Source organism: Microbacterium sp. Leaf203 (assembly GCF_001421275.1).
Classification (GTDB): domain Bacteria; phylum Actinomycetota; class Actinomycetes; order Actinomycetales; family Microbacteriaceae; genus Microbacterium; species Microbacterium testaceum_A.
This window is the reverse complement of the sequence record NZ_LMKF01000022.1, coordinates 1,779,376-1,797,850: the sequence shown is the minus strand read 5'-3', so window position 1 is coordinate 1,797,850 and position 18,475 is coordinate 1,779,376. Positions and strand designations below refer to the sequence as shown.

General features: G+C 71.2%; 25 protein-coding genes. 12 read left to right on the top strand and 13 right to left on the bottom strand.

Translation table 11 applies throughout. The features are described from left to right. Nucleotides 1-101 precede the first annotated feature (101 nt). Nucleotides 102-1,217, top strand: coding sequence for an acyl-CoA desaturase (locus tag ASE56_RS09675; RefSeq protein ID WP_056228549.1), 1,116 nt, complete (start codon nt 102-104; stop codon nt 1,215-1,217). Between the two features lie 48 nt (nt 1,218-1,265). Here the strand turns inward: ASE56_RS09675 and ASE56_RS09670 are convergent, their stop codons facing one another. Further along, on the bottom strand, nt 1,266-1,871 hold the full coding sequence (locus tag ASE56_RS09670) for a M15 family metallopeptidase (protein WP_056227886.1): 606 nt from the start codon (nt 1,869-1,871) through the stop codon (nt 1,266-1,268). Nucleotides 1,872-1,954: 83 nt separating this feature from the next. Then, nucleotides 1,955-2,458 (bottom strand): metallophosphoesterase, encoded by a 504-nt coding sequence (locus ASE56_RS09665; protein ID WP_056227883.1) that lies wholly within the window; start codon nt 2,456-2,458, stop codon nt 1,955-1,957. Nucleotides 2,459-2,536: 78 nt separating this feature from the next. Between ASE56_RS09665 and ASE56_RS09660 the strand changes: the two genes are divergently transcribed. Both ASE56_RS09660 and ASE56_RS09655 read left to right on the top strand, forming a co-directional pair. Then, nucleotides 2,537-3,205 carry a response regulator transcription factor gene (locus ASE56_RS09660; RefSeq protein ID WP_056227880.1) on the top strand — a complete coding sequence of 223 codons (669 nt, stop codon included), beginning with the start codon at nt 2,537-2,539 and terminating at the stop codon, nt 3,203-3,205. Further along, nucleotides 3,198-4,274 carry a HAMP domain-containing sensor histidine kinase gene (locus ASE56_RS09655; RefSeq protein ID WP_056227877.1) on the top strand — a complete coding sequence of 359 codons (1,077 nt, stop codon included), beginning with the start codon at nt 3,198-3,200 and terminating at the stop codon, nt 4,272-4,274. The genes ASE56_RS09660 and ASE56_RS09655 overlap by 8 nt, the downstream gene beginning before the upstream one ends. 8 nt (nt 4,275-4,282) lie before the next feature. On the opposite strand, the gene ASE56_RS09650 is transcribed toward ASE56_RS09655, so the two are convergent. After that, nucleotides 4,283-4,720 carry a VanZ family protein gene (locus tag ASE56_RS09650; protein WP_162234500.1) on the bottom strand — a complete coding sequence of 146 codons (438 nt, stop codon included), beginning with the start codon at nt 4,718-4,720 and terminating at the stop codon, nt 4,283-4,285. A gap of 111 nt (nt 4,721-4,831) precedes the next feature. Here ASE56_RS09650 and ASE56_RS09645 point away from each other — a divergent pair, with 111 nt between their 5' ends. Beyond that, on the top strand, nt 4,832-5,215 hold the full coding sequence (locus ASE56_RS09645) for a DUF3054 domain-containing protein (RefSeq protein ID WP_056227871.1): 384 nt from the start codon (nt 4,832-4,834) through the stop codon (nt 5,213-5,215). 54 nt (nt 5,216-5,269) lie between these two features. Here ASE56_RS09645 and ASE56_RS09640 read toward each other — a convergent pair whose 3' ends face one another. After that, nucleotides 5,270-5,779: a glycine cleavage system protein R gene (locus ASE56_RS09640; RefSeq protein ID WP_056227870.1), complete on the bottom strand. Its 510-nt coding sequence runs from the start codon at nt 5,777-5,779 to the stop codon at nt 5,270-5,272. A gap of 61 nt (nt 5,780-5,840) precedes the next feature. On the opposite strand from ASE56_RS09640, the gene ASE56_RS09635 reads away from it, so the two are divergent. Together ASE56_RS09635 and ASE56_RS09630 are read left to right on the top strand one after the other, a co-directional pair. Next, complete coding sequence (locus tag ASE56_RS09635) at nt 5,841-6,119, top strand: DUF6412 domain-containing protein (RefSeq protein WP_200914147.1); 279 nt, start codon at nt 5,841-5,843, stop codon at nt 6,117-6,119. Nucleotides 6,120-6,234: 115 nt separating this feature from the next. After that, entirely contained in the window at nt 6,235-6,966 is a 732-nt protein-coding gene (locus tag ASE56_RS09630; protein WP_056227867.1) for a membrane protein insertase YidC, read from the top strand. Here the strand turns inward: ASE56_RS09630 and ASE56_RS09625 are convergent. The 3 genes from ASE56_RS09625 to ASE56_RS09615 all read right to left on the bottom strand — a co-directional run bounded on the left by ASE56_RS09625 (nt 6,902) and on the right by ASE56_RS09615 (nt 8,918). After that, entirely contained in the window at nt 6,902-8,203 is a 1,302-nt protein-coding gene (locus tag ASE56_RS09625) for an MFS transporter (RefSeq protein ID WP_082450369.1), read from the bottom strand. The two genes, ASE56_RS09630 and ASE56_RS09625, sit on opposite strands and share 65 nt — an antisense overlap. Before the next feature lie 134 nt (nt 8,204-8,337). Then, nucleotides 8,338-8,553 (bottom strand): SCO4848 family membrane protein, encoded by a 216-nt coding sequence (locus tag ASE56_RS09620; protein ID WP_056227864.1) that lies wholly within the window; start codon nt 8,551-8,553, stop codon nt 8,338-8,340. A gap of 23 nt (nt 8,554-8,576) precedes the next feature. After that, the gene (locus ASE56_RS09615) at nt 8,577-8,918 is read right to left on the bottom strand and encodes a TraR/DksA C4-type zinc finger protein (RefSeq protein ID WP_056227860.1); all 342 of its coding nucleotides are present in this window, start codon (nt 8,916-8,918) and stop codon (nt 8,577-8,579) included. A gap of 52 nt (nt 8,919-8,970) precedes the next feature. Between ASE56_RS09615 and ASE56_RS09610 the strand changes: the two genes are divergently transcribed. Continuing rightward, complete coding sequence (locus ASE56_RS09610; protein ID WP_056227857.1) at nt 8,971-9,330, top strand: DUF2834 domain-containing protein; 360 nt, start codon at nt 8,971-8,973, stop codon at nt 9,328-9,330. A gap of 72 nt (nt 9,331-9,402) precedes the next feature. On the opposite strand, the gene ASE56_RS09605 is transcribed toward ASE56_RS09610, so the two are convergent. After that, a complete protein-coding gene (locus ASE56_RS09605; protein WP_056227854.1) occupies nt 9,403-10,263 on the bottom strand; it encodes an SDR family oxidoreductase in 861 nt (286 codons plus the stop codon). A 93-nt stretch (nt 10,264-10,356) separates the two neighbouring features. Here ASE56_RS09605 and ASE56_RS09600 point away from each other — a divergent pair, with 93 nt between their 5' ends. The 3 genes from ASE56_RS09600 (at nt 10,357) to ASE56_RS09590 (ending at nt 12,519) form a co-directional block, all read left to right on the top strand. Continuing rightward, on the top strand, nt 10,357-10,725 hold the full coding sequence (locus ASE56_RS09600) for a helix-turn-helix domain-containing protein (protein WP_056227849.1): 369 nt from the start codon (nt 10,357-10,359) through the stop codon (nt 10,723-10,725). A gap of 2 nt (nt 10,726-10,727) precedes the next feature. Then, a complete protein-coding gene (locus ASE56_RS09595; protein ID WP_056228540.1) occupies nt 10,728-11,783 on the top strand; it encodes an aromatic acid exporter family protein in 1,056 nt (351 codons plus the stop codon). An 82-nt stretch (nt 11,784-11,865) separates the two neighbouring features. Then, nucleotides 11,866-12,519, top strand: coding sequence for an LON peptidase substrate-binding domain-containing protein (locus ASE56_RS09590; protein ID WP_056227847.1), 654 nt, complete (start codon nt 11,866-11,868; stop codon nt 12,517-12,519). Nucleotides 12,520-12,626: 107 nt separating this feature from the next. Here the strand turns inward: ASE56_RS09590 and ASE56_RS09585 are convergent, their stop codons facing one another. The 3 genes from ASE56_RS09585 to ASE56_RS09575 form a co-directional block, all read right to left on the bottom strand. Next, entirely contained in the window at nt 12,627-13,403 is a 777-nt protein-coding gene (locus ASE56_RS09585; protein WP_056227844.1) for an isocitrate lyase/phosphoenolpyruvate mutase family protein, read from the bottom strand. After that, nucleotides 13,400-14,068: an SDR family oxidoreductase gene (locus ASE56_RS09580; protein ID WP_056227840.1), complete on the bottom strand. Its 669-nt coding sequence runs from the start codon at nt 14,066-14,068 to the stop codon at nt 13,400-13,402. The genes ASE56_RS09585 and ASE56_RS09580 overlap by 4 nt, the downstream gene beginning before the upstream one ends. 178 nt (nt 14,069-14,246) lie before the next feature. Then, nucleotides 14,247-14,645, bottom strand: a complete 399-nt coding sequence (locus tag ASE56_RS09575) for a YchJ family protein (RefSeq protein ID WP_056227837.1) — start codon at nt 14,643-14,645, stop codon at nt 14,247-14,249. Between the two features lie 48 nt (nt 14,646-14,693). On the opposite strand from ASE56_RS09575, the gene ASE56_RS09570 reads away from it, so the two are divergent. Then, complete coding sequence (locus ASE56_RS09570) at nt 14,694-15,605, top strand: 5'-3' exonuclease (RefSeq protein WP_056227833.1); 912 nt, start codon at nt 14,694-14,696, stop codon at nt 15,603-15,605. A 6-nt stretch (nt 15,606-15,611) separates the two neighbouring features. On the opposite strand, the gene ASE56_RS09565 is transcribed toward ASE56_RS09570, so the two are convergent. Further along, nucleotides 15,612-16,604 (bottom strand): PHP domain-containing protein, encoded by a 993-nt coding sequence (locus ASE56_RS09565; protein ID WP_056227829.1) that lies wholly within the window; start codon nt 16,602-16,604, stop codon nt 15,612-15,614. Nucleotides 16,605-16,606: 2 nt separating this feature from the next. Beyond that, nucleotides 16,607-17,668: an anthranilate phosphoribosyltransferase gene (trpD, locus tag ASE56_RS09560; protein ID WP_056227826.1), complete on the bottom strand. Its 1,062-nt coding sequence runs from the start codon at nt 17,666-17,668 to the stop codon at nt 16,607-16,609. Nucleotides 17,669-17,801: 133 nt separating this feature from the next. On the opposite strand from trpD, the gene ASE56_RS09555 reads away from it, so the two are divergent. Then, nucleotides 17,802-18,473 (top strand): heme-copper oxidase subunit III, encoded by a 672-nt coding sequence (locus ASE56_RS09555; RefSeq protein ID WP_056227822.1) that lies wholly within the window; start codon nt 17,802-17,804, stop codon nt 18,471-18,473. Nucleotides 18,474-18,475: the final 2 nt, after the last annotated feature.

The window sequence follows — 18,475 nt, the reverse complement described above, 5'->3', positions numbered from 1 at the left end:
CTGAACATCGCGTCGTATGCCGGGTCGTCCATACGGCGACCCGTAATGTGGGCGACAGCCCGGGTAGCCGCCCCGGTCCATCCCGATCCGAGGAGCAGAAAATCGCTTCCACCGTCGTCGAGTCCCGCCTCGGCCCCATCCGTCAGACGTACTCCGGTACGACCGAATTCCCCCCGATCACCAAGGCCTACACAGAGCTGTCTCAGGTCGTCCGCGAGAGCGGACTCCTCGTCCGCACGCCGGTGTTCTACGCCGTCGTCGCCGCCGCGATCGTGCTCGGTTTCGCCGGGTGCGTCACCGGCTTCATCCTCCTCGGCGACAGCTGGTTCCAGCTGATCATCGCCGCGGTCCTCGGCATCCTGTTCACCCAGGTCGCCTTCCTCGCCCACGAGGCCGCGCACCGCCAGATCTTCGCGTCGGGCCCGGCAAACGATCGCCTCGGCCTGCTCATCGGCAACGGCATCGTCGGCATGAGCCGCTCGTGGTGGGCGTCGAAGCACACGCGTCACCACGCCAACCCCAACCGCGTCGACAAGGACCCCGACATCGAGATCGACACGATCTCGTTCCTCGACGTCGACGCGGCCAAGGCCCGCGGCATCCAGCGCTGGATCACCCAGCGTCAGGGGTACCTGTTCTTCCCGCTGCTGGCGTTCGAGGGGATCAACCTCTACGTGCTGGCCCTGCGCCACCTCTTCTCGCGCGAGCCCGTCAAGGGCCGCTGGGCCGAACTCGCCCTGCTGACGCTGCGCCACGCGCTCTTCATCGCGCCGATCTTCATCTTCTTGCCGGTCGGTCTCGCTTTCGCGTTCTTCGGCGTCTCGGTCGCGGTCTTCGGGATCTACATGGGAGCGTCCTTCGCCCCCAACCACAAGGGCATGCCGATCATCGCGCCCGGTGCGAAGCTCGACTTCTTCAGCAAGCAGGTGCGCACCTCGCGCAACGTCTCGGGCGGCTGGTGGGCCACGTGGCTCATGGGCGGTCTGAACTACCAGATCGAGCACCACCTGTTCCCGAACATGCCGCGCCCGCACCTCAGCAAGGCCCGCGTGATCGTCCGCGAGCACTGCGAGACGCTGAACGTCCCGTACGTCGAGACGACCCTCTTCCAGTCGTACGGCATCGTCATCGCGTACCTCAACCGGGTCGGGCTCGCCGCCCGCGACCCCTTCGACTGCCCGCTGACCTCTCCCACCCGTCAGCTGAACGTCGAGTAGGCACTCGCACGACGGCGCCGCACCCGAACGGGGCGGCGCCGTCGTCGTTCACCCCCGCGCATCGGGCTTCGGCTCCGGGCACTCTCCTCCGGCATCCGTCGCCTTCTCGAAGTGCCACCGCTCGTTGGCGTAGGTCTGGCACAGACCCCATTCCCGCCCGTGCTCGATGATCCACAGCTGCGCGTCGAGCGAGCCGATGTCGACCGCTCGACCGGTGACGTGACTCGAGTCTTCGGGCGACGCGACGTACTCCCGCGCGAGCGCCTCGGAGCCGTACGTGCGAATGGCGTCGCCGAGGAGCCAGCGCTGGTACTCCTCGCTGCGCCATCCGCTGGTGACGTCGAAGACGACTCCCTCCGGCGCGGCGGCCGCCTGGGCGGAGCGAAGGGCCTCGCGCAAGTCTCCGTCGAGTCCTGTCATCGCCGGGTGCCGATCGTCGCTCACGGTGAGGGGCGCCTCCGCGGGGATCATCCCGTCGGCCTCCGTCGGAGAGAACGGCGCGTGCGCGGTCATCCCCGCCGTGAACGACGCCGCGGTGGTCATCGCGAGCAGAACGGCGACCACGGTGAGGACGACGGCCAGGACGGCCCCGATCGCGAGGACCGCGAGCCGACGGCGGGAAGGAGAATCGATACGGGATGCGGGAGAAGCCATGGCCCCAGTCGACTCGGGGCTGCGTTGTCACGGTGTATCACCCGCGCGATACGCCGGCGATACACCCCGCGACGTCTCGGCCGTCAGTCGCGTGACACCTCGTGCAGCAGCACGTCGCGCACCTCGCCGTCGTCGAGGGTCGCGATCATCAGCGTGCACGCCGGCTGACGGCGGCGGTCGGTGGGCGAGCCGGGGTTGAGGAGGCGCAGGCCGTTCGGGGTCACGGTGTCCCACGGGATGTGGCTGTGCCCGAACACGAGCAGGTCGACGTCGGGGTAGGCGGCATCCATCCTCTTCTCGCGTCCGGTCGCGGGCCCCGTCTCGTGCACGACCGCGACGCGCACCCCGTCGATCTCGGCGCGGGCGACCTCGGGCAGGCGCGAGCGCAGGTCGTCGCCGTCGTTGTTGCCCCAGACGCCCAGCACCGGGCCGAGGGGCTCGAGTTCGTCGAGCACGCTCGCGCTCACCCAATCGCCCGCGTGGACGATCAGATCGACGTCGGATGCCGCCGCGCGCATCGCCGCGGGAAGGACGCGCGCCCGCTTCGGCACGTGCGTGTCGGCCACGAGGAGAAGTCGGGTCGCCATGCCCCCACGCTACCGACGCCGGCGACGGTGGGCACCGCGCATACGTCCGCGATATACGGCCCCGCCTACGATGACGGAATGCGCGTGTTGATCGTCGAGGACGAACCCTTCCTCGCCGAGGCCATCCGCGACGGGCTGCGGCTCGAGGCGATCGCGGCCGACATCGCCGGCGACGGCGACACCGCTCTCGAGGTGCTCGGTTACACCGCGTACGACGTGGTCGTGCTCGACCGCGACATTCCGGGCCCGGACGGCGACGAGATCGCCCGCCACCTCAGTGCGCAGCCCGCCGCCCCGCGCGTGCTCATGCTGACCGCCGCCGACGGTCTCGACGACAAGGCCGCCGGTTTCGAGAGCGGCGCCGACGACTACCTGACCAAGCCCTTCGTGCTGCGCGAGCTCGTGATGCGCCTGCACGCCCTCGCCCGCCGCCCCGCGGCCGCGACCCCGCCGGTGCTCGAGCAGCACGGCATCCGCCTCGATCCTTTCCGCCGCGAGGTGTTCCGTGACGGACGGTACGTGTCGCTGACCCGCAAACAGTTCGCGGTGCTGCAGGTGCTCATGGGCGCGGCCGGCGGGGTGGTCAGCGCCGAAGACCTGCTCGAGCGGGCGTGGGACGAGAACGCCGACCCGTTCACGAACGCGGTGCGCATCACGATCTCGACGCTGCGCAAGCGTCTCGGCGAGCCGTGGCTCATTCAGACCGTCGCGGGAGTGGGCTACCGCATGGGTCCGGCCGATGCGTGAGCGCGCCCCGGGACTCTCGGTCCGCCTCAAGCTCACCCTGAGCTACGCGGCGTTCGTCGTGATCGTGGGGATCGCGGTGTTCGTCGTGGGGTTCCTCGTGCTGCGGTTCCTCCCCGAGGGCAACCTGTACTCCGAGAGCGGGTCGTTCACGCCCGGGCGCGGCGACCTCGTCGACGTGTTCGTCCGGTACGCGTGGTACGCCGTCCTCGCGTTGGCGATCGTGGGCCTCGGCGGCGGCTGGGTCGTGTCGGGACTCATGCTGCGCCCCCTTCACCGGATCACGGATGCCGCCCGCGCGGTGCGCGACGGCGATCTGGCGCACCGCGTCGATCTGCCGGGACCCCGCGACGAGCTCACCGACCTCGCCGACACCTTCGACGCGATGCTCGCGCGCATCGAGGAGACCCTGGAGGCGCAGAAGCGCTTCGCCGCGAACGCCTCCCACGAGTTGCGCACCCCGCACGCGACGATGCGCACCCTCCTCGAGGTGGCCCGGGCCGACCCCGGGGGCGTCGACCTCGAGCGGCTGCTGCACCGTCTCGACCTCACGAACGAGCGCGCGATCCGTCTCACCGAGTCCCTGCTGGCCCTCGCCCGCTCGACGCGCGAGGGAGCGCTGTCACCCGAACCCACCGCGGTGGACGAGCTCGTCGCCACCGTGGTGTCCGAGGCGCGGGGCGACGCCGCGGGACTCGATCTGGATCTGATGGACGCCTCGGGTGGGGTGGCGCGCCTCGACGAGACCCTCGTCCGTCAGGCGGTGGCGAACCTCGTCCGCAACGCCCTCGTCCACAACATCGAGGGCGGCTGGGTGCGCCTCGCCGTGAGCGGCGAGGTCGACGAGGTGATCATCGACGTCGTCAACAGCGGAGACGACCTGTCGCGCGAGCTCGTCTCGACGCTCCCCGAGCCTTTCGTCCGCGGTGTCGGACGTACGCGCGGGCGCGCGGACGGCACCGGTCTGGGGCTCGCCATCGTCGCGTCGATCGCCCGCGCGCACCGCGGCCGGCTCGAACTGTGGCCCCGAGAGGGCGGCGGTCTGCACGCGCGCCTCCGCCTGCCCCGCTGACGCGCGGCTCAGCGCCGGGCCGCGCGCCCTCCGCGGGCGGCCACGCGCATCGCGATGACGACGACCGTTCCGATCGCGGCGCCGATCGTGTTGGACAGCACGTCATCGGCATCCGGAACCCGACCGGGGATCCCGGCCTGGAGCACCTCGACCGCGAACGACACGAGGGCGCACAACGCGACGGATGCCGGCGCCCACCGCAGCGGGAGGAGCAGGGCGACCGCGGCGCCGAGGGGCACGAAGAAGGCGACGTTGAGAGCGACGTCGGCGCCCGCGCCGAAGACGAGGGCGCTCCACGACGGGGGAAGGTGGTCGAGCGCGTCGAGGACGAGGGTGCGGGCCGGCCACGCGATCGCCCGCGGCGCGAGCGTCAAGGCGACGACGGCGGCGAGCACCGCGCCCGCGGTGACGAGACGCGCGGGGGTGAGGACGGGGCGAGCGGACACGGCAACCTCCGGGATCGGGAGAGTCCATCCCATCGCTCGGACTGTTGCCGCGGTGTCTCGGAACCGCGATACGCGGACGATACCCTCGCGTCGCCGCGAGAGAATGAGGTCGTGTCCCCCTCGCTGCGCTCCTCCCTCCCCGCCCTGATCGTCGACGTCGTGCTCGTCGTCGTCTTCGCCGCGATCGGACGCGCTACCCACGACGGCGACATCCTGGGTCCGTTCGGCTCGGGGCTGGCGACGACCGCGTGGCCCTTCGTCGTCGCGCTCCTCGTCGGCTGGCTCGTCGCGCGTGCGTGGCGTCGACCGACCGCCGTCGTCGCGACGGGGCTCCCGGTGTGGGCGATCACCGTCATGCTCGGGGTGGTGTTGCGCGCGTTCAGCGGTCAGGGCATCGCGGTGGCGTTCGTCATCGTCGCGACCCTCACCCTCGCCCTGCTGCTGCTGGGATGGCGCGGGATCGCACGCCTCGCGACCCGGTCGCGCCGGGCCTGAATCCGGTCGAGATCGGCCCGGCGTCGATCGAGCCGCGTCCGCGCGCCGCCCGGGTCAGTCCGCGAGCGTGACGTCGACCTGGATCTCGGCGGCGAGACGCTCCAGACGCGCGACGAGATCGTCGACGGCGACGTCGGCCGCCACCGTCGCGGTGATGGAGGCCTCGAACAGACGACCGCCCGCCATCGCGGCATCCGTCGTCTGCGTCGACATCCGTTCGATGCTCGCGCCGTGCGCGCCGAGAGCCGCGGACACCTCGCGGACGATGCCGGGGCGGTCGTTGCCGACGACGTCGAAGGTCACGGTGCGGCCCGCGGCGTCCGCCGAGCCCGCTCCGGCATGGACGGTGACGGTGAGGGTTCCGGCGAGGCCGTCGAGCGCCGCGCGCAGATCATCGGCGCGCGCGGGCGTCACCGACACCTCGATGATCCCGGCGAAGGCACCCGCCAGCTCGGCGAGTTCGCTGTTCTCCCAGTTGCCGCCGTGGGCGTCGACGATGTCGGCGACCGTGGACACGAGGCCCGCGCGGTCATCGCCGACGACGGTGAGGACGAGGGTGGTCATGCCGACAGCGTACCCACCGGAGCTTTGCTAGCGTGGGGACTCGACCGGAGGGGGTGAGAGCGTGATCGCATCGCTGATCGCGGCGCTCAATCTGCTCCTGGCCACCGCCGAGCTGGCGCTCACGCCCGGGGGGAGCGCCCCTCTTCTGGCCGTGGTGCTCGCCGCCGCTGTCGTGCTGACCGCGGTGATCGTGCTCGTCGTGGTCCCCGCTCTCGTCGCGACCACGCCCCCGCCGTCGGCGCGTCCGATCGACCCCTCGGCATCCCTCTCCCAGAGCGATCCCGACGCCGCGGGGCACCCGCGCCCGCGAGCCCCGGGGTTCGCGATCCGCGTCGCGTAGCCCTCCCCGTCGCCTCGGCGACGGTTCGAGCGCGCAGCGACGCCGGTCGCCCGCGTGCTCTCGGCGCGCCCCGCGACCGATCAGCCCGTGATCACTCGCTCTGATGGGATGCCCCGTGGACCTCTTCGCCTTTCCGCCCCTCGCTCTGCTGCTCGACCTCGCCACGCGAGCCCTGCTCGCCCTGACCTCGCTTCTCGAACCGCTCGCCGGCGGTCTCGCCGCCGCCCTCGCCGTCGTCGTCGTGACGCTCGCCGTGCGGGTGCTCCTCATTCCCGTGGGGGTGTCGCAGGCGCGGGCCGAGCAGACGCGCGCCCGCCTGGCCCCGCGCCTCCGCGCCCTGCAGGAGAGGTGGCGCAAGAACCCCGAACGCCTGCAACGCGAGACCCTGCAGCTGTACCGCGACGAGGGATCGTCTCCCTTCGCGGGGATGCTGCCCGTGCTCGCCCAGGCGCCCGTGGTCGGTCTGCTGTACGCCGTCTTCCTGCACGCCCAGGTCGGCGGACACGCCAACACCCTGCTCACGCACGACGTGTTCGGCGTCCCGCTCGGGCGGAGTCTTGTCGGCGCCCTCACGACCGGAACGATGGATGCCGCCACCCTCGCCGTCTTCGGCACGCTCGTCGTCGTGATCGCCGGGGTGGCCGAACTCACGCGTCGACTCCTGCGACCCGCGGTCGACCCGTCGGCTCCCGCGTGGACGACGGGGATGCTCGGCGTCCTGCAGTTCACGACGGCGGTGGTCGCGCTGTTCGTCCCGCTCGCGGCGGGGCTCTATCTCACCGTCACGACCGCGTGGACGCTGGGCCAGCGCCTGCTGCTGCGGCGGCGCTACCCCCTGCCGCGCTGAGTCCGGCCCCGGCGGACGCCCGGTCCCACCGCGGGGCGGCCGCGGCGTTCACCGCCGCCATGGCGAGGACGAGCAGCGCCGCGCCCGCGGGGAAGAGCATCGCCGTGGCGACCGAGACGTTCTCGGCCACGGCGCCGGTCACCGCCGACGACAGCGCCTGCGCCAAGGTGAGGGCCGAGGCGAGGATCGTCATGGTCGACGCCGTGCGCCCGCGCGGCGCGCGGTGGCCGGCGAGGCTGAACAGCGTGACGAGGGCGGGCCCCACCCCGATGCCCATGAGGCACAGGACCAGGGTCACCGTCGAGACGGATCCGCCGACCGAGTAGGCACCGGCCGAGGCCGTGAGCACGCTCGCGAAGAGCACGAGCCGCCACCGCAGCGCGAAGCGCTCGGGGACGAGGGCGACGGCGAGGGCCAGCACCGCCGAGCCCACCCCCATCACGCCGTAGAGCAAGGCTCCCGCCTCGGGCGCCCCCTGCGCCTCCATGAAGGCGGTCAGCGAGGTGAGAGTGGAGCCGAAGAACAGCCCGACGCCGAACACGGCCGCCACGAGCACGAGCATGCGCGGGTGCAGCAGCTCGCGGAACGGCGCCATCGCGGTGCGTTCGGACCGCTCGGGCACGGCTCGACCGGTGGGATGCAAAGCGAAGGCGGTGACGAAGACGAAGCTGAGGAGGGCCGCACCGATGATCGGCGCCCACGGGGCGATCAACGCCGCCAGGATGCCGACGACGAACGGGCCGATCACGAACGCCGTCTCGTCGGCCGCGGACTCGTAGGCCATCGCCCGCGAGAAGGTGCGGTCGCGCCGCTCGGGGTGCACGCGCGCGCCGATCAGCGCCATCACGCGGCTGCGCGACATCGCCGCGGTCTGCGGTCCGGTCACACCGATCGCCACGGCCGCCCCGAGCAGCAGGGCATCCGACGTCGCGAAGCCCACCACGAGGGGGAAGATCGCCAACAGGATGCCGTTGGCCACCCCCACCGGCACGAGCACGCGCCGTTGCCCGTAGCGGTCGGCGAGATCGCCCAGCACCGGACCCGCGACGACGACGCCGAGCCCCACGGCCGCCGAGGTCAGACCGCCGAGGGCGACCGAGCCGCGCAGGGCGACGACGATCGCGAGGACCCCCACGGTCATCATCGCGAAGGGCAACCGCGCCACGAAGGCGATGGGGAAGTACCAGAAGCCGGTGTGATGGACGAGGGGCCGATGGTCGACGGCGGGCGCAGTCATGAAGCGGGTCTCCAGAGAGGGGGCGATGGAACGTGCCGCCTTGCCGGACCGGTAGGTAGTTGCACAGAGTGCGGCGGGAAATCCCGCACCCGCAGTCTACCGCGGGCACCTCACGGGCGCCTGGGTGCGCAGGATCAGCCCACCAGGGCGGCGATCGCGGCGATGGCCGACGCGAGCGCGAGCACCAGAGCGAGGGCGATGAGCACGGTGTGGACGATGAGGAACGGCGTGGGCTTGCCCTCGGCGGTCCTCGCCCGCTGGTCCTTCGCGACCCGCACAAAGAAGCGCGGCCAGACGACGACGTTGAAGACGGCGTTGGCGAACAGCAGCGCGATGAGGACGGGTTCCATGCCTCGAGCCTAAGCGCCGCGGCTCACGCGGCGCACGAGATGCACCGCCGCGCGAAGGGCAGGACCTCGAGACGGGCGTCGGCGATCGGCCGGCCGCAGTTCTCGCACGTGCCGAAGGTGCCGGATGCCACCCGCTCGCGCGCCGCGGAGATCTCGGCGCTCTCGGCCTCGGCTCCCCGTCGCAGCGCGTCGACCTGCGCCCACTCCCCCGACAGCGTCGACCCCTCGGGGTCGTGTTCGTCGTCGGCGGTGGCGTCGGCGCGGTCGTGCCGCAGGCTCGCTTCGTCGTCGAGCAGGCGCGTCAAACGGTGCGCGACCTCGCGTTCGCGGTCATCGAGCATGCGCATCGCGGTGTCGGCATCCATCCTTCGACGCTATCCCCCGCCACCGACACGAGGGCTGCGGGATGATCGGCTCATGAGCGAACTCCGACGACACTGGACCCCCACCGCCGTGGCCTTTCTCGTGCTGGCCGTCGCCGGCCTCGTGGGCACCTGGACCTTCAACGTATTCGCGATCGTGCAGATGCGGGACTTCATCGGCGATCTCGTCTCGGGGGGACCGGCGGTGTCGTCGATCACCGTGGATCTGATGGTCGTCGCAATCGCGGGCAGCATCTTCATCATCGTCGAGGGGCGACGCCTCGGCATGCGCTTCGCGTGGCTGTACATCGTGCTGTCGGGGATGACCGCCTTCGCCTTCACGTTCCCGCTGTTCCTGGCGATGCGCCAGCGACGGCTGACCGCACGCCGGTCCTCCCCCGACAGCCCCGCGTGAGTCGCCACGATGCGTCGCTTCGCGGGCGTCCGAAGCGACGGGGCACGGCGACTCACGCCGAGAGGGAAGAGGTCAGCGCGCGGCCAGGCCCTGACGCAGTCCTTCGACGAGCGGCGTGGTGGGACGGCCGATGAGGCGAGACAACGACCCGTCGGTCTGCTCGAGCGCGCCGCGGGCGATCGCGTCGTCGATCCCGGCCACGAACGCCGCCGTGCCGGCATCCAGTCCCGCCGCCTGCAGTCCCTCGGTCAGCTGCTCCACCGACACGCGGGTGTAGGTCACCGGACGACCGAGCACCTCGCTCGCCGCGGCGGCGAGCTCGTCGTAGGTCCACGCGACGTCGCCGCCGATCTCGACGGTCCGGCCGGCCAGCTCGTCGGTGGTGAGGGCGACCGCGGCCGCCTCCGCGTAGTCGCGGCGGCTCGCGCTGGCGACGCGCGCGTCCCCGGTCGCCGCCACGATCTCTCCGGTGTCGGCCGCGCGGGCGACGGTGTCGAGGTAGTTCTCGGTGTACCAGTTGTTGCGGAGGATGGTGGCGCTCACCCCCGACGCGGCGATGGCCTGCTCGGTGGCCTTGTGGTCGGCGCCGAGGCTGTAGTCGATGACGTCGTTGCGCGGGGCGCTCGTGTAGACGAGACGCTCCACTCCGGCGGCGCGGATCGCGTCGATCGCCGCGCGGTGCTCGGCGACGCGGTCGGGACCGTTGCCCGAGATCAGCACGACGCGCGTCACACCGTCGAGGGCGGCGGAGATCGTCTCGGGACGCGCGTAGTCGAGCTGGGCGACGCGGACCCCGCGGGCGGCGAGGTCGTCGACCTTGGCGGGCGTGCGCGCACCCGCGACGATGCCAGATGCCGGCACGCCGCGCTCGAGGAGAGCGTCGACGACGAGGCGGCCGAGGTGGCCGGAGGCGGCGGTGACGAGGAAGGTCATGATGGAATCCTTTCGGTGGGTTCGTCGGGCTCAACGCCCCGCCGTCCATCGCATTCCGGAATGCCGGTACCCACTTTCTGGTTAGGTACTCACATGAGCGTCAGTCTTGCGTCGATCCGCGCCGAACACCCCGGACTTTTCGCCGACGGGTGCCCCACCCGCACGGTCCTCGATCACGTCATGGGCAAGTGGGGCATCCTCGTGCTGCTCGCCCTCTCGGACGGAACGCAGCGCTGGGGCGCCCTTCGACGCAACATCGACGGGATCAGCGAGAAGATGCTCGCGAGCACGCTCAAGACGCTCGAGGCCGACGGCCTCGTCGTGCGCACCGCCTACCCCGAGGTTCCCCCTCGCGTCGAGTACGCCCTCACCGATCGGGGGCGCGACCTCATGACGCACGTCATCCCCCTGATGGGATGGGTCGCCGAGAACGCCATCGCCATCGTCGGACCACGGGAGTGATCGTGCGCGTCCCCTCCGCTCGCGCCGTGCGCGACAGCCTCACCTTCCGCGCCCCGCGGCGCGTGCCGCTGCTGCAGGTCGCCAAGTCGGCCATCGCGATCGTCGCCGCGTGGCTGCTGGCCGGGTGGCTCGTGCAGGGTCCGCCCCCGATCTTCGCCGCCATCGCCGCCCTGCTGGTGGTCCAGCCGAGCATCAACCAGTCGTTCACCCGCGCCGTCGAACGCAGTGTCGGCGTGATCGTCGGAGTGCTCATCGCGGCTCTTCTCGGGCTCGTGTTCGGCTCGCAACCCTGGGTCGCCCTGCTCTCGGCGGGCGTGGCGCTCGTCGTGGCGTGGGCGGCGCGGATCTCGGCCGGAGCCACCAACCAGATCGCGATCAGCGCCCTGCTCGTCCTCGCGCTCGGCACCGCGACCCCCAACTACGCCCTCGACCGCGTACTCGAGACCCTCATCGGCGCGGCCATCGGGATCGTCGTCAACGCGGTGCTGGTCCCCCCGGTGCTCGTCCCCGCCGCGCGGGCCAAGATCGACGTCCTCGGGCGCGAGCTCGCCGCCGCCCTCGAGCGTCTGGCCGACGCCCTCGAGACCCCGCAGACTTCGGCGTCCCTCGAGGGGCTCCTCCTCGAGGCGCGCCTGCTCCGCCCGGTTCGGGATGCCGCGGCCGACGCGATCCGCGACGGCGCCGACTCGCTCGCCCTGAATCCCCGCAGCGGTCGTCACCGTACCGACCTGGCCGAGATGGACGCCCTCGTCGAACGCTTCAGTCCCGTCGTCACCCAGACGATCGGCATGACGCGCGCGGTCTACGACGGCTACGAGCAGACGATCGCCGACGAACCCGCCGTCCGGGCGATCGCCGAGCAGCTCCATCGCGCCGCCCACGACGTGCGACTGGCGTTCGCCCTCGACGCCGGCCCGGAGCGCGTCGTCGACGAAGAACCGGCCCTCACCCGCCCCCTGCAGATCCGCACACCCTCGACGATGCACTGGGTGCTCGTCGGATCGCTCCTGATGGACCTGCACCGCGTGCACGAGACCCTGCGCGACGTCGAGGACTGACGGCGCCCGCTCGACCTGAGAACTCACTCGCGGATCCCGCTCCCCCGACCCCACAGGCCGTTGCCCCTGGTTGACTGAGGGCATGGGTACCGCGATGTTCCCCCTCGGAGCCGTCCTCTTCCCGCATACGCCTCTCGCGCTGCGGATCTTCGAGGAGCGCTACCTCGTCATGCTCGGGCGCCTCCTCGACGAGACGGACCCCGCATTCGGCGTCGTCCTCATCGAGCGCGGCAGTGAGACGGGCGGGGGCGATCAGCGCTTCCCCCTCGGCACCATGGCGCAGCTCAGCCACGTCGTGCCCCAGGCCGGCCAGATGCAGATCGTCGCGCGGGGCACGGAGAGGTTCGAGATCGTCGAGTGGCTCGACGACGCCCCGTACCCGCGGGCGGACGTGCGGGCTCTCCCCGACCTCGAGTGGAACGACGCGCTCCTCCCGTTGCTCGAAGAGGCGGAGCGGATCGTGCGGCGCGTGCTCGGTCGCGCGCAGCAGTACGGCGGCACGAGGTGGGACCCCGAGGTGGAGCTCTCGGAGGAGCCGCTTCCTCGCGCGTGGCAGGTCGCGGCGATCGCTCCGCTCGGCGAACTCGACCAGATGGAGCTGCTGCGCTCGGTGACCCTCGGCGGTTTGTTGCGGGCGACCATCGACCTCACGCTCGCCGCCGAGCCCCTGCTCGGCGATCCCGTGCCCGACGGAGTGATCGTGGTCGACGACGGAGAGCCCGAAGACGACGACTGACCGCGCGCCGTCCGAGCGCGCGATGGCGTGTCGGCGGAGCGGCTCTCGGCGCGGACAACGGTGGGGCGGCGTAGCCCGCAGGCCGCGACGCCCCACCGGGCGAATCGTCAGTTCAGTTCGCGCACCGACGAGGGGATGACGCCCGTGCCGTAAAGGTCGATCGCGAGGTCCTGCAGCGCCGTCAACGCGACGCGCTGCGTGAGCGGACCGTACGAGATCCGCGCCACACCGAGCTTCTCGTACTCGGCGGCCGACAGTGCCCCGGGGAAGCCGATGACGCTCAGGCGCTGTTCCCCGAGCCCCTCGATTAGTCGACTCGTCGTGTCGGCGTCCAGAAGCCCCGGGACGAACACCGAGGTCGCCCCGGCGTCGAGGAAAGCGCGGCCGCGCTTCACGGCATCCGCGATCTTGTCGTCGAGCGGACGGTCGCCGCCCTTCACGAACACATCGGTGCGCGCGTTCAGCACGAAGGGGACGCCCTCGGCCTCCCCCGCCGCGATCACGGCCTCGACGGCGGCCACCGCCTCATCGAACGGCTTGACCCGGTCCTCGACGTTCGCGCCGACCACACCCACGCCGATGGCGCGCCGGGTCGTCTCGCCGGGGTTTCCGAAGCCCGCGTCGAGGTCGGCCGTCACCGGCACGTCGACCGCCGCCACGATGCGTCCGACCATGTCGAGCATGACGTCGAGGGGGATGTTCTCGCCGTCCTCGTACCCGAAGGTCGCAGCGATCGAGTGGCCGGCCGTGGCGAGGGCCTTCGTCTCGGGCAGAGCGGCGACCGCCTTCGCCGACACGACGTCCCAGATGTTGACGACCCGGAGGATCTCGGGAGCGGTGTGCAGGGCCGCGAACGACGTCGCCTTCTCGCTCAGGGCGCTCATGCCTGTCCCCCGTCCGCGCGGTCGGCGACGATCGCCTCGGCGATCAGCGTGTCGCCCGCGCCGAAGCGGATGAACCGGCCCACCGTGGCGGGCTGCACGAGCACGGCGGCCGCGACGGCGGCCACGTCGGCACGAGAGACTTCGGCCTTGCCCTGCGGCGCCGTGGTGATGCGGCCGGTGGGCTCGTCCGTCGTGAGGGTGCCGGGGCCGAGGATCGTCCAATCGAGGTCGCTGGCGCGCAGGTGGTCGTCGGCCGCGAGCTTGGCGTCGGCGTAGGCGAAGAACGAGTCGTCGGGGTCGATGCCGTGATCGGGCGTCGAGCCGATCCACGACACCATCACGAACCGGCGGATGCCCGCCTTCGATGCCGCGTCGACCGCGCGCTGCGCGGCATCGCGGTCGACCGCGTACGTGCGCTCGGCGCTGCCGCCACCCGCACCGGCGGACCACACGACCGCGTCGGCACCCGAGAAGGCCTTCGCCATCTCGTCGACGTCCGCGTTCTCGACGTCGAGGACGAGGGGCGTGCCGCCCGCCTGCTCGATGTCGGCCTTCTGCTCCGCCTTGCGGATTACCGACGTCGCCTCGTCGCCGCGGTCGGCGAGCAGTCGAGCGAGGTGGAGGGCCACCTTGCCGTGCCCTCCGACGATCACGATGCGTTCCATGTCACTGTCCTCTTCCTTGTCGATCGACTTCTGTCGAATCCTCCGGCCGGCGCTGTCACAGGACTGCCGCATCGGGACCACCTCGACCGCCAGTGCGGTGCCGGGGATCTTTGATCGACCCTACGCACGACCCGCGACACCCCCCGCGGGCTTGACGAGGTCATCGAGCGGTTCCGATTCAGTCGACGTCGCCGTCGACGTAGACCCAGCGTCCGCCGCGCCGCGCGAACCGGCTGCGCTGGCGCAGCACGCCGCGGTCGGGCCCGTGCCGCCACGACGCGCGGAAGGTCACGGTCGCGTTCTCGCCGTCTTCCGACGCGTCCTCGATCTCGAGGCCCGACCATCGCGTGCCGTCATCGACGACGATGTCGTCGGGACGCGTCCGCGGATGCCACGACCTCGCCAGGTGGACCGCGTCGCCGACCGCGAACGCGGTGTACCGCGAACGCATCAACCGCTCGGCGCTCGGGGCGGCCTCGCCGTCCAGGATCGGCCCGCAGCACTCCCCGAACGCGGCGCGGCCGCACGGGCACACGGCATCCGGTGCCGGTCGTCGGGAGGCGGAACCGAAGGACATCCGGCCACTCTAGGTCAGCGCAGCCGCCGGCGTGCCAGGATCGGGGGCGTGACCGATCGCCTCATGCTCCTCGACACCGCCTCGCTGTACTTCCGCGCGTTCTACGGTGTGCCCGACAAGGTCAAGGCGGCCGACGGCTCGTCGGTGAACGCGGTCCGCGGCCTGCTCGACATGATCGCGAAGCTCGTCACGACGTACGAGCCGACGCGGCTCGTCGCGTGCTGGGACGACGACTGGCGGCCCCAGTGGCGCGTCGACCTGCTTCCGAGCTATAAGGCCCACCGCGTCGTCGAGGTGGTCGCCGCGGGGCCTGACGTCGAAGAGGTGCCCGATCCGCTCGAGGCGCAGATCCCGCTCATCCGCGAGGCGCTCGCGGTGCTCGGCATCCCCGTGGTGGGTGCCGCCGAGCACGAGGCCGACGACGTGATCGGCGCCCTCGCGACGCGCGCCGAGGTTCCCGTCGACATCGTCACCGGCGATCGCGACCTCTTCCAGTTGGTCGACGACGCGCGCGGCATCCGGATCGTCTACACCGCTCGGGGCATGAGCAACCTCGAGCTCGTCGACGACGCCGCCGTCTTCTCGAAGTACGGCGTCCACGCGGACCAGTACGCCGACTTCGCGGTGTTGCGCGGCGATCCCTCCGACGGCCTGCCGGGCGTCTCGGGCATCGGCGAGAAGTCCGCGGCGGCGCTGCTGAGCGCGTGCGGCGATCTCGACGGCATCCGATCCGGGGTTCTCGACGGCACCGCGGGAACGCCCGCCCAGCGCGCGAAGATCGCGGCCGCCGCGGACTACCTCGAGGTCGCCGCGACCGTGGTGCGCGTCGCCCGCGAGCTGGACCTCGCTCCGTTCGACGACCGCCTCGGTCCGGTCGACCGGGATGCTGCCGAGAAGCTCGCCGAACGCTGGAACCTCGGCTCGTCGATGACGAGGGCGCTGGCGGCGCTTCCCGACTGATCGCTCTCAGCGACTCCGCTCGAGCCAAGTGCGCAGACGATCGAGCGGCCACGTCGTGACGATCCGGTCGGCGGGGACGCCCGCGGCCTCGGCACGCGCCGCACCGTAGTCGAGGAGCGAGAGCTGCCCCGGAGCGTGCGCGTCGGAATCGATCGAGAAGAGGCAGCCGGCCTCGATCGAGAGGGCGAGCAGATCGTCGGGCGGATCCTGTCGCTCGGGGCGCGAGTTGATCTCGACCGCCACTCCCGACGCGGCCGCCGCCGCGAACACCTCGCGCGCGTCGAACTCCGACGGGGGCCGCGTCCCGCGGGCGCCCTCGACGAGCCGACCGGTCACGTGCCCGAGCACGTCGACCCGTGGATCGCTCGCCGCCGCGACGAGCCGCTTCGTCATGGGCCCGCGTTCCATCCGCAGTTTGGAATGAGCGGATGCCACGACCACATCGAGTGCGTGCAGCAGCTCGTCCTCCTGGTCGAGGGCGCCGTCGTCGAGGATGTCGACCTCGATCCCGGTGAGCAGGGTGAATCCCTCGCCGCGGTGACCGCGGACGATCTCGATCTGCGCGCGCAACCGCTCGGGCGACAACCCGTTGGCGACCGTGAGCCGGGGCGAGTGATCGGTCAGGGCGAGGTACTCGTGGCCGAGACCGCGCGCCGCGTCGACCATGGCCTCGATCGGCGTCAGCCCGTCCGACCAGTCGCTGTGACTGTGCAGGTCGCCCTTGAGTTGCGCCCGCAGCTCCTCCCCTCCCGCGGGGGCGGACTCGGCCCGGAGCTTCGCCAGGCGCTCGGGCACCTCGCCCGCGAGGGCCTGCTGGATCACCGCCAAGGTCGACTCGCCGATCCCCGCGCGACGACGGAGGCCCGGATCCCGCAGCTGCGCGTCGCTCAAGCCCTCGATCGCGGCGGCCGCGGTGCGAAACGCCTTCGATTTGTAGCGCGACGATCTCTCCCGCTCGAGCAGGTACGCGATCTCGGTGAGCGCGTCGAGCGGGTCCACGGCTACTCCGCCAGCGCCTTCGAGGCGTCGACCCAGTCGTCGAGCTTCGCCGAGGCGCGTCCGTCGTCGATCGCGGCGGCGGCGTCGGTCATCGCCTCGGCCAGTCGCTCGAGGATCGGTCGCTGCACCTGGGCGGCGTCCTGGAACAGCCGGAACGACGCGAGCCCCGCCGCGGCGTTCAGCAGCACGATGTCGCGGACCGCACCGCGGTCACCGCCGAGCACACGCCGCACCACGGTGGCGTTGTGATCGGGAGAGCCCCCGAGCAGGTCGTCCATATCGGCGAGAGGGATGCCGAGATCCCGGGGATCCAGGTCGTGCTCGTGGACGTCGCCGCGGCTGATCTCCCACACGCGGCTGTGCCCGGTCGTGGTCAGTTCGTCGAGGCCGTCGTCGCCGCGGAACACCAGCGCCGTCGCGCCGCGCGTGCGGAAGACGCCCGTGATGAGGGGGACGCGGTCGAGGTGGGCGACGCCGACCGCATTGGCCTCGGCGCGAGCCGGGTTGCAGAGCGGACCGAGGAAGTTGAAGACCGTAGGGACTCCCAGCTCCGATCGCGTGGCCGCCGCGTGCCGGAACCCCGGGTGGAAGGCCGAGGCGAACGCGAACGTGATTCCGGTGCGATCGAGGATCTCGGCCACCTTCTCGGGCGACAGCGTGAGTCCGATGCCCAGCGACGACAGCACGTCCGACGAGCCCGAGGCCGAGCTGGCCGCCCGGTTCCCGTGCTTGACGACGGGAACTCCGGATGCCGCGGCCACGATGGCCGCCATCGTCGAGATGTTGACGGTGCCGTAACGGTCTCCGCCCGTGCCCACGATGTCGAGCACCTCGGCACGGACCGGCAGCGGCACGGCCGCCTCGAGGATCGCGTCACGGAAGCCGACGATCTCCTCCACCGTCTCGCCCTTGGCGCGCAACGCCATGAGGAAACCACCGAGCTGAGAGGGCGTGGCCTCCCCCGCCATTACCTTGCGCATCGCCCACGTGGACTCCGAGACGCTGAGGTCGGTGCCGGCCAGCAGCGACGAGAGGAGATCGGGCCACGAGAAACGTTCCGCCATGCCACGATCCTCCCATACGCGTGTCGCGTGACCGCGCCCGGGCACGCGGCTCCGAAACAGCCTCCGTACCGGGCCTTATGTGCAGATTCTGAGGCATCCCTAAGTCTCGACGATGGAATATCCCAGGGTGGGGATGGGAATATCGGGCTCCCGGATCGCGCATAATGGAACGGTGACGACCTCAGCGACGTATTCCCAGGCTGTGCGTGCCGTGAAGCGGCCCGACCCGGTCGCCGTGGGCACCATCGTGTGGCTGGGCAGCGAGGTCATGTTCTTCGCCGGCCTGTTCGCGATCTACTTCACCCTCCGCAGCACGTCGGCCTCTCTGTGGGCCGAAGAGACGCAGTTGCTCAACGTCCCCTTCGCGACCGTCAACACGATCATCCTCGTGCTGTCCTCGGTCACGTGCCAGATGGGCGTCTTCGCCGCGGAGCGGTACCAGCCGTACCGCACCGGCGGACGCACCGGCTTCCTGAAGTGGGGAATGGTGGAGTGGTTCTACCTCACCTTCATCCTCGGCGCGGTCTTCGTGTCGGGTCAGGTGTGGGAGTACGCGACGCTGGTTGCCGAGGGCATGCCCATCAGCGCCAACCCCTACGCCTCGGCCTTCTACATCACTACCGGCTTCCACGCCCTGCACGTGACGGGTGGCCTCATCGCCTTCCTGCTCGTGATCGGTCGTGCCTACGCCGTGAAGAACTTCGGTCGGAAAGAGATGACCACCTCGATCGTCGTGTCGTACTACTGGCACTTCGTCGACGTCGTCTGGATCGCCCTGTTCTTCGTCATCTACTTCCTCAAGTAAGA